We start from the raw sequence: 11,598 nt of genomic DNA on the forward strand, positions 1-11,598 counted from the left end.
CCTTCAGAGGCAGATCCAGCAGTAGAGGTGCTCCCCCGCCGCTCGCGCGCGGCGGGCCAGCCCGGCCAGTTCACCCATCGTCCCCACGAGGACGTCCGCGGGGACGAACCCGCCGAACTCCTCGATCGCGGCCCACCGCACCGCGAGCTCGGGAAGCTGTTCGTCGCTCAGCCCGGCCAGCGCGTCCCGCACCCGATCGTGCAGCGCGGCGACCCAGCGCCCCCGTCGCCGTCGGTCCAGACGAACCCGCTGTGGGCGATGCCCCGGTACCACGACTCGCCGCGCACGAACGCGACCAGCCGTCCGAGCACGACGGCCGGCTCGATGCCCTTGGCGTCGACGCAGTCGACGACCTGCTCATACCCTTCGCGTTGCACGGGCCCGCCATCGGTGACGTCCATGATGGTCACGACGGTGGACACATCGGCGGCGCGAAAGTAGTCACACAGCACACCCACGATGCCTCCACGCCGTTCGGATCACGGCATCCTCGTGGAGGTGAGCCGCGGTGGCAACCTCACGTTTCGCGGTGCGACCGCAGGCATAGTCGAACAGTCGCGAGCTCTGCGATGCCCGCCTGCCGATTCAGCCGGTGAACGCGGTCATGCGGATCGACACGAGGACGCCGGGCAGTTCGACGCCGAGCTTGGCGACGTAGCGCGTCGGCGGCGTGCTAGGGAACCACGACGCGTATTCTTCGTTCATGCCCGCGAAGTCGCCGGGGTTGGTCAGCAGCACGCCGACCTCGACGATGTCGTCCCAGGTCGCGCCGGCTGCCTGCAGAACCGTGCGGCAGTTGGCGAGTGCTTGTCGGGTCTGTTCGTGGATCGTCCCGCCGGCCAGGTCGCCGGTGGACACGTCGATTCCGACCAGACCGGAGACGTAGACGAGACCGCCGGCTTTGACCGCCTGGCTGTAGAGCGGTGAGCTGGGCGCGCCGGGAGCGCTGACGATCTCTCGCATCCGTTTCTCCTCGGTCGGGCGGCAGCGCCACCCACCATATTCCCGACCACCGCGCGGGTGTTCTTGGTGTCGGGCCTCGGACACGCAGAAGGCACACGGCCGAAGTCGTTGGACACGACTTCGGCCGTGATCGTTTCTGGGCCGGGTTCGTATCGCATCCGCAGACCTATGCGGCCGTAGATCCCCGCCTTATCGCGCGGGTCGGCGCGATTGAGGAGCGCCAGCAGATTGCCGAGCCCTTCGACGGTCGCGGCGATATCATCTTCGTTTAGCCGCTGTGGCGGTCCGTCGGCGACGCCGAACCTGAGGCCGCATGTGATCAGACTGCGGTAGAGGTAGGGGCGCTCGGTCCTGGGGGGCCTTGCCGCTCTCGCCGAAGTGCCGCGGTGTTGATGGTGTCCTGGGCGCTCGTAGAGATCAGTGCTAACGAGCGGCGTGCGCGCTTCGGCTTTCAACCAAACCCAGTCCTCGGGGGCGTTGCACCGATGACGGTTCTCGCGATCGAGCGCGATGTCCTCGACGTCGAGGAGGACTTCGTCGGTCCGTTGGCGGTTCCAGACTTGCCCGCCGGGGTAGCGCGGGTTCAGCAGGATCGCGCTTAGGGCGGTCGTCTCCCAGACCTCGGCGCGACGATGCGGGTTGTGCGCCTGGTCGTAGGCAGAGGGACACGCGATACCGTCTTGTGTCAGACCGCGCGATCGAGGTCTTCCCGCGTCCCGCGACATACTTCCGCGAAGATGCGCTCGACGACCGGCGCTGTGACGGGATCGGGCTCCAGCTTGTGAAGCCGCTTGCCCTCAGCGGCCTTGCCCGGGTTCGGGTGGGTTCGGCGTCGGCGAGCCGGTAGCCGTAGGGCGGGCGCCCGCCGAGGAAGCGGCCCTCAGTCTCGGTCTGCGCATTCATGGCAGACCGGACGCGGATCTTGATCCGTTTCGTTCGTCCTCGCTCGTGCCGCCATAGAGCGGCTTGCGCAGCGTCCGGGCCGGCATCGAGTTGTGTTCCCCCCACCGCCGGCACGCGCCGCTGAGGCGTGGCGGTTAGCGGATGGTGATCGGGTTGATGACGTCCGCGGTGATGGTCAGGAGGGTGAACGCGCCGCCGATCAACACCACCGTGTACGTCAGCGGCAGCAGCTTCAAGTAGTCGACCCGTCCCGGGTCCGGGCGCCCGCGGCGCGCCGCGAGCCACGTGCGGGCGCGTTCGAACCAGGCGATCGCCACATGGCCGCCGTCCAGTGGCAGCAGGGGAAGCAGGTTGAAGAAGGCCATGAAGACGTTCAGGCCGATGAACATCATGAGTGCGGTCGACCACATCCCCAGCGAGGCGGCCTCGCCGCCGAGGAGGCTTGCGCCTACCACGCTGATCGGGGTCTGCGGGTCGCGCTCCGCGTCGGTGATCGAGTGCCACAACGCGGGCAGCTTCGACGGGATCCGTTGCGCCGCCTCCCACGTCTGGCCCGCCATCCAGCCCGTGTAGGTCCCGGTCGCCGCGAACGCGCCCACCGGGCCGAATGTCACCTCGCGCGGCGCCGTGACGTGCAGGCCCACGCCGAGCGCCGCCACCGTCGTCGGCGCCGCCGTCGGGTCGCTCAGCGGCGGCCGCCGCACTGCGCTCAGGTCCGCCCGCGCCGAACCCGGCCGGCCGTCGCGGACGTACGCCACCTCGGTCGGGCCCGGCGGCGTGGCCCGGACGACCCGCAGCACGTCCGCGTAGGTCGCGACGGCCACCCCGTTGATCGCGGTGACCACGTCTCCGTCCCGCAACCCCGCCGCGCGGGCCGGGGAGGCGGGGTCGCCGGCCGCGCAGGCCCGCGCCGCGTCCGGCGTGACGCACTCCGCGAGCACGATCGCCGTCGGCTGCGCGCCGATCTGCGAGGCGGTCTGCGGGTAGTCCAAATTCGGCACTCCGACGAAGGCCGCGGCGAACCAGAGGCCGGCGACCGCCAGCGCGAACTGCACCGTCACGCCGGAGACCATCACGACGGTGCGCTTCCAGACCGGGAACCGCCACATCGCCCGGTGCGCGTCCTTCGGGTCGATCTCGTCGTCGTCCGGTGTCATCCCGGCGATCGTGCAGAAGCCGCCGAGCGGGATCGCCTTCAGGCCGTACTCCGTCTCGCCGCGCCGCCACGAGAAGAGTGTCGGCCCGTAGCCGACGAAGAAGCGGGTGACCCGCATGCCGAAGCGCTTGGCCGAGACCAGGTGGCCCAACTCGTGCAGCGAGACCGAGACGAGGATCGCCAGCGCGAACGCGACGGTGAACAGCACCTGCGACATCGCCCGAACGTACCCGATGCGGTTGTCGCTAACGGTCCGCGGTCAGGCGGGGAACGCGCGGGATCGACAACAGCCCCGCGAGGACACCCCCGACGACCAGCAACCCGCCGAGTACGTCGGTCGGGCGGACCCGCTCGTCGAGGAAGACCGCGGCGCTCGCGATGCCGAACAGCGGCACCAGCATGGCGAACGGCGCGATCGTGGAGGCCCCGTACCGGCTGATGAGGTGGCCCCACGCGGCGAAGCCGCCCAGGGTGGCGGCGCCCGCGACGAACAGCACCGCGAAGACCGCCGCCGGCGTGACGTCGCGCAGCGCGGCCAGGTCCGCGGCCGGGCCGTCGACCAGCAGCGACAGCACGACGAGCCATGGCGTGGCGAGGGCGCTGACCCAGACCATGAACCGGAGCATGTCGGTGGCGCCCGCCCGTCGGGTGGCCACGTTGGACACTCCCCAGGCGACGGCCGCGGCGATCACCAGCGCGAAGGCGCCGCCGGGCAGGTCGGCTCCCATGCCGGCGCCGACGACGACCACCCCGACGGCCGCGACGGCCAGGCCGGCGAGGCGGCGGCGGCCCGGGCGTTCCCGCAGCAGCAGGACCGCCAGCAGGACCGTGAAGACGGCCTGGCTCTGCAGCACCAGCGACGACAGCCCGGCCGGCATGCCCGCCGCCATCCCCGCGAACAGCAACGAGAACTTGGCGACGCCGAGGGCCAGGGCGACGGCCAGGATCCAGCGCCACGGTACGCGCGGGCGGCCCACGAAGAAGACCGCCGGCACCGCGGCGACGCCGAAGCGCAGCGCGTTGAACAGCAGCGGCGGGAAGTGGTCGAGGCCGATCCGGATGACGACGAAGTTGACGCCCCAGAGGGCCGCCACCCCGACGGCGAGGGCGATGTCGCGTGGTTTCACGATCGTCATCGTGCGGGCCCGCGACGGTTAAGCACCAGCGAGCTTTCCTTCATCGACCGGATAGCCTCGCTACATGATCGAGGTGGGTCGGTTGCGCGCGCTCGACGCCGTGGCCAGCTACGGGACCGTGCTCGCGGCCAGCGCGGCGTTGCACTGCACGCCGTCGGCGGTCTCTCAGCAGATCGGCAAGCTGGAGCGGGAGACCGGCGCCACGCTGGTCGAGAAGGACGGCCGCCGCATCCGGCTGACCGAGGCCGGCCGGGTGCTCGCCGCGCACGCCGCCACGGTGCTGGCCGCGCTCGACGCGGCCGAGGCGGCGCTGGCCGCCCAGCGGGACACGGTCACCGGGCGGGTCACCGTCGCCGCCTTCGCGACCGCCTGCCGCGGGCTGCTGCCGTACGCGCTGCACCGGCTGGCCGCCGACCACCCGGACCTGCGGACGGGCCTGATGGAGGGCGACCCGCACCACGCCCTCGACCTGCTCCAGCGCGGCCACGTCGACCTGGCGGTGCTCGACGACTGGCCCGAGGCCGCGCTGACCTGGCCGCCGGGCATCGCCACCACCGAACTCGGCCTGGACGTCGCCGACCTGGTCGTGCCCAGCGGTCACCGCCTCGCGTCGGCGGCCGGTCCCGTGCGGCGCGACCAGTTGCGCGGCGAGCGGTGGATCGCCGCGCCGCCCGGCGCGATCTGTTACGAATGGCTGATGCGGGTGCTGCCGGGTGTCGAGCCCGACTTCCTGGTCGGCGAGTTCGAGACCCAGTTGACGCTCGTCGCGGCGGGTCTGGGGGTGGCGATGCTGCCGCGGCTGGCCCGCCCGACGCTGCCGGCCGGGGTGGCCACCGTGGCGGTCGCGCCCCGGCCGACCCGGCGGGTGACGGTGGCGTGGCGGGCCGCGTCGGCCGCCCGGCCGGCCCTGCGGGCGACGGTCGCGGCGCTGCGGGAGTCGTGGGCACGATCGTACGGGTAGGCTCGTATCATGACGCTGTTGCCGCAGCCCACCCGGGAGCAGTTGGACCTCTCGCGCGTCCTCGAGGCGCTGTCGAACCCGATCCGGCAGCGGGTCGTCCGGCAGCTCTCGGAGTCGACCGACTTCACCCTCACCTGCGGCGAGCTCCTGCCGGACCTGCCCAAGTCGACGGCGACCCACCACTGGCGGATGCTCCGCGACAGCGGCGTGGTCGGCGTGGCCCGCAACGGCCGCGAGTTCCGCGCCAACCTGCGGCGGGCCGATCTCGACGCGCGCTTCCCAGGGCTGCTCGACGCGGTGCTCGCCGCGATCTGACGTCGGTCACAGCGGTCGGTGAGCCCGCTGATCGACAACGCGGAGGCCGCGGTGGCCGGCGTGCCGGGCCTGGAGGCGGCGCGCGGCGCGTAGCCTCTGGGGCCGAAGGTTTGAGGACACGGTGCTGGAGGTTGTCGATGGGGCCGACCGTCCACGCGAACGGGGTCACGCTCGGGGTCGAGCACTTCGGCGACCCGGCGGCGCCGCTGGTCCTGCTCGCCGGCGGCACGACCATGCTCTCCTGGCCCGACGCGCTGTGCGCGGCGCTGGCTCGCGGCGGGCGCCACGTCGTGCGCTACGACCTGCGCGACTCGGGCGCTTCGACCACTGTGGATCCGTCCGCGCCGGCGTACACACTGCGGGACCTCGCCGCCGACGCGGCGGCGCTCGCCCGCGCGCTCGACGACCGCCCGGCGCACCTGGCGGGCATCGGCGTCGGCGGGATGGTCGCCCAGGTCGCGGCGCTCGACCACCCGTCCGCGTTCGCGCGGCTGACGCTCGTCGGAACCCGCGCCGTGGCGCCGGGGCCGGTCGACGACGACCTGCCGGACCACGACGCGGCGACGATGGAACGGCTGTTCGCGCAGCCGATGCCCGACTGGTCCGACCGCGCCGCCGTGGCGGAGTTCGCCGCGGCCGGCGCGGAGGTCCTGGGCGACGACCCGGTCGCCGCCCGCGCGAACGCGGAACGCGTCTGGGACCGCACACCGGGCGTGGAGCCGGCGGTCCAGACGGCCAACCAGATGGGCATGGTGTTCGCGCGGCTCGACTGCACACCGCGCTGGCGGGATCGCCTGCCCGAGATCGCCGTTCCGACGCTCGTGGTGCACGGCCGCAAGGACCCGTTCTTCCCTGTCGGCAACGGCGAGGCGCTGGCCCGGGAGATCCCGGGGGCGCGGTTGCTGGTGCTCGACGAGGCGGCGACGGCGCTCCCGGCCGAGGCGGTCGACGAGGTCGCCGGGGCGATGCGCGAGCTGTAGGCGTTCCGCTTCCGCCGCTCGTGCACGACAGCCCGATCCGCGGCAGGCGCCCTGTCAGGCGGCGACGAAGCACTCCGCCGCGTTCAGCGTGCGGTACGCGTCACCCAGCAGGGCGATCGCCGCCGCGGTCTGCGTGTGCATCGCGGCCAACGCCGCAATCTTCTGGTCGAGCGCCGTGCCGTCCAGCACGAGGTGCAGCGCCAGGTCCTCGACGGGTACGCCGGTGGGCCGCTCCTCGGTCATGAAGACCTGCCACGACTCGTACGTCGGGCCCCACTCCTCGAGGTGGTCGCTGGACATGACCGCGTGCAGCAGCCGGCCCGGCCGCCCCGCCGCCGCCCACGCGGCGGAGACCCAGCGCGAGACGGCCTGGTGGTCCGGGTGGAACGTCATGCCCTCCGGGCCGAACGTCAGGATCGTGTCGGGCCGGACGTCGTCCAGCAGCGCTGTCAGCGTCCCGACCGGCGCGGCCGGGTCGAGCCCGGCCAGGCTGCCGTCGGAGTAGCCGAGGAAGTGGTGCTCCCGCACGCCGAGCACCGCCAGCGCCGCGGCCGCCTCCCAGCGCCGGACCGGGCCGAGCCGTTCCGGCGGCCAGCGGACCGGGTCGTCCGTGCCCCGCTCGCCGGCGGTCGCGGACACGCACACCACGCGGCTCCCGGCGGCGACGGCGGCCGCCATCACACCACCGGCGAGGTAGCTCTCGTCGTCCGGATGTGCCCAGATCGACACGATCGTGCCGAGGTCGTCAACGTCCATGTGGACAGTTCACCGGAAACCTCTTGCCCGGCGCTGTCACCCCACGGTCGGGTCACAATGATGCGGTGACAGCGCGCCTGGAGATCAGCGTCCTCGGGCCGGTGACCCTGCGCCGGGACGGGGCCGAGGTGCCGTTGGCGAGCGTCCCGCAGCGGGTGGTGCTGGCGCGGCTCGCGCTCTCGGCCGGGCGGCTCGCGTCGCCGGCCGCGCTGTTCGAGGCGCTCTGGCCGGTCGAGCCACCGCGCAACGCGACCGGCAACCTGCACACGTACGTGTCGCGCCTGCGCCAGGCGCTGGGGCCCGACCGGATCGTCCGGGACCCGGGCGGCTACCGGCTGGCCGGCGACGTCGGGCTGGACGTCGACCGGGCCGAGGCGCTGGTCGCGGCGGCCCGGCGGCCCGACGAGCCCGACCCGGCCGGGCGGCTCGGGGCGGCGCTCGCGCTGTGGCGGGGTGAGCCGCTCTCCGACCTGCCCGACCCGGCGGCCTTCGCGCCCGACCTGGCGCGGCTGGCCGCGTGGCGGCGGCACCTCGAGTCCGAGTGGTTCGCCGCCCGGCTCGCCGCGGGCGGGGCCGCCGAGGCGCTGCCCGACCTGGAGCGCGCGGCGGCGGCCGATCCGTTGCGGGAGGACGTCCAGGTGCTGCTCGCGACCGCGTTGCACCAGGTCGGGCGGGGCGCCGACGCTGTGTCGACGGTGGCCGCCTACCGCCGCCGGCTGGCCGACGAGCACGGTCTGGACCCGAGTCCGGCCCTGACCGAGCTGGCGGGCCGGCTGCTGCGCGACGACCCGACCCTGCGCCCGGCCACGGCCCCGGCGACGGCATCGCGGCGCGCGTACGCTCCGGGCGACCGCTTCGTCGGCCGGGCCGACGAGCTGGCCGCGGCCGAGGCGGCGCTGCCCGCCCACCGGACGGTGACGCTGGTCGGCCCGGGCGGCGTCGGCAAGACCCGGCTCAGCCTCGAGCTGGTCGACCGCCTCGCCACGCCCGGCCCGGTCACGGTGGTGGAGCTGCACCAGGTGTCCCGCCCCGAGGACGTCCCGGTCTTCGTGGCCACCGCGGTCGGGCTGCAGGGGTCGGCGAGCGCGGCCCAGCCGCCCGTCGAGGCGGTGGCGGACCTCATCGGGTTGTCCCCGACCCTCCTCGTGCTGGACAACTGCGAGCACGTCCGGCCGGCGGCCCGGGCCCTCGCGGCGGAGCTGCTCGCCCGCTGTCCCGCGCTGCGCGTCCTCGCGACGTCCCGCCAACGGCTGGAGCTGCCCGGCGAGAAGGTCATCCGGCTCGGTCCGCTGCCGGCGGCCGACCAGGTCGAGCTGTTCTGCGACCGGGCCGCGCTGCTGCGGGACGACTTCGCGGCGACGACCGAGGTGCGGGCGGTCGCCGGGCAGATCTGCGCGACGCTCGACGGGCTGCCGCTGGCGGTCGAGCTGGCCGCGAGCCGCGAGGCCGTGTTCGGCGTCGCCCAACTGCGCGACCGGTTGGCGGCCGGGCTCGAGGTGCTGGAGCCGGTGCGGGACGCCGACCGGGCCAGCGCCGTGACGGCCACGGTCGAATGGTCGTACCGGCTGCTCGATCCGGCCGCCGCGGAGCTGTTCGACCGGCGGTCTGCCAGGGCTTCCCGCTGGAGGCGGTCGGCCATTTCGAGGCGACCCCGGCCGCGCTGGCGGAGCTGGTGGAGGCGTCGCTCGTCGTCCGCGACGGCGACCGGTACCGGCTCCTGGAGACCATGCGGCGGGTCGGAAACAGCCATCTGGACCCGGATGGCGTACGCGTGGCGCAGGAGATGCGGTTGGCCTGGATGACCGTCCACGCCGACCGTTTCCACGCCCTGCAGCACTCGCGCGCACCCGAGGCGGTCGGTGTGCTCCGGGCGGAGCTCGCGAACCTGCGCGACGTTCTCTCCTGGACGGTCGACGATGGACGGTGGGCCGACGCCGGCCGATTGGGTGCGACCGTCGCGTTCGGACTGATCGACTACCCGGATCTCGGGCTGATCGGCCAGCTGAGCCGGCTGGCCGAGGTGCCGGGCGACGTGGAGCCGGCCGTCCGCGGTCGCTGCCTGCTCGCCGCCGGCGCGGCGCACTGGCTCCAGGGCGACGTCGCGACGGCCGAGCGGATCCTCACGGCGGCCGGCGGGCTGGTGCCGGCCGACGACCCGCAGCGTTGGGTCGCGCGCTACTTCCTGGTCGTCACCCACATGTTCGCCGGGGCGCCGGAGGCCGTACACGCCGACGCGCGCGCCCTCGTCGCCGATCCCGCCACCCCGCGCGGGTCCGCGGCCGGCGCCCTGTGCTGCTCCGTCCTCACCCACGTCTTCACGGGTCAACAGGCCGCGGCCGCGTCGCTGCTGGCCGCCCACGCCGACCTGGTCGCCCGGATCGAGGACCGGGACGGGATCGTGGCCTACACGCGGGGCGAGCTGGCGGCCGCGGCCGATCCGGAGCGGGCGCTGGCCGAGTTCACCCGGGCGTACGACCTGTCGGACGGTCAGGGGCACCGGTACATGCGCGAGGTCGCCCTCATCGGTCACACCGCCGTGCTGATCCGGCTCGGCCGTGGCCGGGAGGCCGCCGAGAGTAGCCGGCGCTCGCTGTCGAGCCTGCGGTCCAGCGGGATGTGGCCGCAGGTGTGGACGATGTTGCGCCTGGCAGCGGAGTTGCTCGTGACCCTGGGCGAGGCGCGGGTGGCGGCGGTGCTGCTCGCGGCCGGCGAACGCGACCCGCTGGCCCCTGCGGTGCTGCCACCCGACCAGCGCCGGCACGACGAGCTGTGGCGGGTGATCGAGGCCCGGCTGGGCCCGGACGGGGTGACGGCCGCCCGGGCCGAGGCGGCCGGCATCGACCGGCCAGGGGCGGTCGACCAGGCGATCAAGGCGCTGGCGAGCGCGGGGTGAGCGCCCAGCAAGGGCGGCCCGGCACCGTTGCCGGCATGACTACTTCGCAGATCGCACCCGCCGTCGACGCCGCCCGGGTCGAGGCGTTCGTCGGCCAGGTGCTCACCGACTTCGCCGGGGCGGCCACCACCGCCTCGACCGTGCTCGGCGACCGGGCCGGGCTCTACCGGGCGCTGGCCACCGAGGGCCGGACCACCGCCGACGAACTCGCGGCGGCCACCGGCCTGAATCCGCGGCTCGTACGCGAATGGCTCGCCGTCCAGGTCGTCTCCGGCTACGTGACCTACGACGCGGCGGCCGGCACGTACGAGCTGCCCATCGAGCACGCGATGGTGCTCGCGGTCGAGGACTCGCCCGCCTTCGTCGCCGGCGCGGCCGAGATCATCGCCGGCGAGTACCAGATGCTGTCGCGGCTGGAGGCCGCGCTGCGCTCCGACGGGGGCGTCGCCTACCACGACTATCCGTCCACGGTGCACACGGGCATCGAACGGTTCTTCCGGACGGCATACGTGCACCAGCTCGCCCAGGTCTGGCTCCCCGCGGTGCCGGGTCTGGTCGCGCGGCTCGACGAGGGCGCCCGGGTGGCGGACGTCGGTTGCGGCCACGGGGTGGCGACGCTGCTGATGGCGGAGCGCTATCCGGCGTCCACGTTCGACGGTTTCGACAGCCACGAGCCGTCGATCGTGACCGCACGGGCGCGCGCCGTCGAGTCCGGCAGCCCGTCCAACGCCACGTTCCACGTCGGCACGGCCGACGGCGTGACGGGCGGACCGTACGACGCCGTGGTGTTCTTCGACGCGCTGCACGACCTGGGCGACCCACCGGCGGCGCTGCGCCGGGCACACGACGTGCTCGCTCCGGGCGGCGTCGTGGTCGCGGTCGAGCCGTGGTCGGTCGACAACCTGGAGGACGGCATCGGCCACCCGATCGTCCGGCTGAACTACGCGGCGTCGACGCTGCTCTGCACGCCGAACTCGTTGGCACAGACCGGCGCGTACGGCCTGGGCACGGCCGGCGGCCCGACCCGCCGGGTGCGGTTGCTGGCGGAAGCGGGCTTCCGCAACGCGGCGGTGGTGGCGGACACGGGGCACAACCTGGTGGTCGCCGGGATCAAATAGCACGCGGCGAGCGGACCGCTCCCGTCGGATGACGGCGGGACGGTCCGCTTCTTGTTGAAACGGAACAACGCCGTGGGCGGTGATTGTGTCCGAGGACAAACGAGTGTCGCGGACACCGCGATCGCCTCTGCAGTGCTGGAAATCTTGTAGACCTCGGCGGAACGAGGCTGGAGGTGAACAGCGGCTACTGCCTCCACAAAGCCGAAGGCTGCGAAGGGCCAGCGCTATGCCTTTGCTATACCGACCAGTTTCTTTGTGATTGGTCGGCTGCCGCTGGGACATTGCAGCCAACAGAGACCCTGGCTCGCTTGTCTCGAATTAGGGAATCTGTTCCAGACGCCGACGGCGCCATGCCCCCTGAGCCTGGAACCGTCGGGCCGTCCAACAGTCGTGGGTATCGGTCTGGCCGCGGTTCCA

At 73.4% G+C, this 11,598-nt stretch carries 12 protein-coding genes and 1 pseudogene; 6 read left to right on the plus strand and 7 right to left on the minus strand.

Annotation, left to right across the window (positions count from 1 at the left end; genetic code table 11):
* Positions 1-3: 3 nt before the first annotated feature.
* From Asi02nite_RS10220 to Asi02nite_RS10240, 6 genes and pseudogenes are all read right to left on the minus strand, one after another.
* On the minus strand, positions 4-192 hold the full coding sequence (locus tag Asi02nite_RS10220) for a hypothetical protein (RefSeq protein WP_203712037.1): 189 nt from the start codon (positions 190-192) through the stop codon (positions 4-6).
* Positions 168-458 (minus strand): hypothetical protein, encoded by a 291-nt coding sequence (locus tag Asi02nite_RS10225; protein WP_203712039.1) that lies wholly within the window; start codon positions 456-458, stop codon positions 168-170. Before Asi02nite_RS10225 ends, Asi02nite_RS10220 begins: the two co-directional genes overlap by 25 nt.
* Before the next feature lie 127 nt (positions 459-585).
* On the minus strand, positions 586-963 hold the full coding sequence (locus Asi02nite_RS10230; RefSeq protein ID WP_203712041.1) for a RidA family protein: 378 nt from the start codon (positions 961-963) through the stop codon (positions 586-588).
* 464 nt (positions 964-1,427) lie between these two features.
* Positions 1,428-1,688, minus strand: a pseudogene (locus Asi02nite_RS42715) (recombinase family protein); the annotation flags it as partial.
* Positions 1,689-2,000: 312 nt separating this feature from the next.
* Complete coding sequence (locus Asi02nite_RS10235; protein ID WP_203712042.1) at positions 2,001-3,239, minus strand: M50 family metallopeptidase; 1,239 nt, start codon at positions 3,237-3,239, stop codon at positions 2,001-2,003.
* Between the two features lie 28 nt (positions 3,240-3,267).
* The gene (locus Asi02nite_RS10240) at positions 3,268-4,149 is read right to left on the minus strand and encodes an EamA family transporter (protein ID WP_203712044.1); all 882 of its coding nucleotides are present in this window, start codon (positions 4,147-4,149) and stop codon (positions 3,268-3,270) included.
* Between the two features lie 73 nt (positions 4,150-4,222).
* Here Asi02nite_RS10240 and Asi02nite_RS10245 point away from each other — a divergent pair, with 73 nt between their 5' ends.
* The 3 genes from Asi02nite_RS10245 to Asi02nite_RS10255 all read left to right on the plus strand — a co-directional run bounded on the left by Asi02nite_RS10245 (position 4,223) and on the right by Asi02nite_RS10255 (position 6,414).
* Entirely contained in the window at positions 4,223-5,119 is an 897-nt protein-coding gene (locus Asi02nite_RS10245; RefSeq protein ID WP_203712046.1) for a LysR family transcriptional regulator, read from the plus strand.
* A gap of 9 nt (positions 5,120-5,128) precedes the next feature.
* Positions 5,129-5,434 carry an ArsR/SmtB family transcription factor gene (locus Asi02nite_RS10250; RefSeq protein WP_203712048.1) on the plus strand — a complete coding sequence of 102 codons (306 nt, stop codon included), beginning with the start codon at positions 5,129-5,131 and terminating at the stop codon, positions 5,432-5,434.
* 137 nt (positions 5,435-5,571) lie between these two features.
* The gene (locus Asi02nite_RS10255) at positions 5,572-6,414 is read left to right on the plus strand and encodes an alpha/beta fold hydrolase (RefSeq protein ID WP_203712050.1); all 843 of its coding nucleotides are present in this window, start codon (positions 5,572-5,574) and stop codon (positions 6,412-6,414) included.
* A 54-nt stretch (positions 6,415-6,468) separates the two neighbouring features.
* Here the strand turns inward: Asi02nite_RS10255 and Asi02nite_RS10260 are convergent, their stop codons facing one another.
* Entirely contained in the window at positions 6,469-7,170 is a 702-nt protein-coding gene (locus Asi02nite_RS10260) for a PIG-L deacetylase family protein (RefSeq protein WP_203712052.1), read from the minus strand.
* A gap of 65 nt (positions 7,171-7,235) precedes the next feature.
* Between Asi02nite_RS10260 and Asi02nite_RS10265 the strand changes: the two genes are divergently transcribed.
* From Asi02nite_RS10265 to Asi02nite_RS10275, 3 genes are read left to right on the plus strand one after another with little or no spacing between them, the layout of a single operon-like run.
* On the plus strand, positions 7,236-8,972 hold the full coding sequence (locus tag Asi02nite_RS10265) for an AfsR/SARP family transcriptional regulator (RefSeq protein ID WP_203712054.1): 1,737 nt from the start codon (positions 7,236-7,238) through the stop codon (positions 8,970-8,972).
* A complete protein-coding gene (locus tag Asi02nite_RS10270) occupies positions 8,969-10,063 on the plus strand; it encodes a hypothetical protein (RefSeq protein ID WP_203712055.1) in 1,095 nt (364 codons plus the stop codon). The genes Asi02nite_RS10265 and Asi02nite_RS10270 overlap by 4 nt, the downstream gene beginning before the upstream one ends.
* 35 nt (positions 10,064-10,098) lie before the next feature.
* Positions 10,099-11,181, plus strand: a complete 1,083-nt coding sequence (locus Asi02nite_RS10275) for a class I SAM-dependent methyltransferase (protein ID WP_203712057.1) — start codon at positions 10,099-10,101, stop codon at positions 11,179-11,181.
* Positions 11,182-11,598 lie beyond the last annotated feature (417 nt).

It is taken from the genome of Asanoa siamensis (genome assembly GCF_016862555.1).
Classification (GTDB): Bacteria; Actinomycetota; Actinomycetes; order Mycobacteriales; family Micromonosporaceae; genus Asanoa; species Asanoa siamensis.

Bases quoted from the DNA above. Each gene is read 5' to 3' on its own strand.
- Asi02nite_RS10255 (WP_203712050.1), top strand. From the start codon at position 5,572: ATGGGGCCGACCGTCCACGCGAACGGGGTCACGCTCGGGGTCGAGCAC.
- Asi02nite_RS10235 (WP_203712042.1), bottom strand. From the start codon at position 3,239: ATGTCGCAGGTGCTGTTCACCGTCGCGTTCGCGCTGGCGATCCTCGTC.
- Asi02nite_RS10260 (WP_203712052.1), bottom strand. From the start codon at position 7,170: ATGGACGTTGACGACCTCGGCACGATCGTGTCGATCTGGGCACATCCG.
- Asi02nite_RS10270 (WP_203712055.1), top strand. From the start codon at position 8,969: ATGACCGTCCACGCCGACCGTTTCCACGCCCTGCAGCACTCGCGCGCA.
- Asi02nite_RS10275 (WP_203712057.1), top strand. From the start codon at position 10,099: ATGACTACTTCGCAGATCGCACCCGCCGTCGACGCCGCCCGGGTCGAG.
- Asi02nite_RS10230 (WP_203712041.1), bottom strand. From the start codon at position 963: ATGCGAGAGATCGTCAGCGCTCCCGGCGCGCCCAGCTCACCGCTCTAC.
- Asi02nite_RS10250 (WP_203712048.1), top strand. From the start codon at position 5,129: ATGACGCTGTTGCCGCAGCCCACCCGGGAGCAGTTGGACCTCTCGCGC.
- Asi02nite_RS10245 (WP_203712046.1), top strand. From the start codon at position 4,223: ATGATCGAGGTGGGTCGGTTGCGCGCGCTCGACGCCGTGGCCAGCTAC.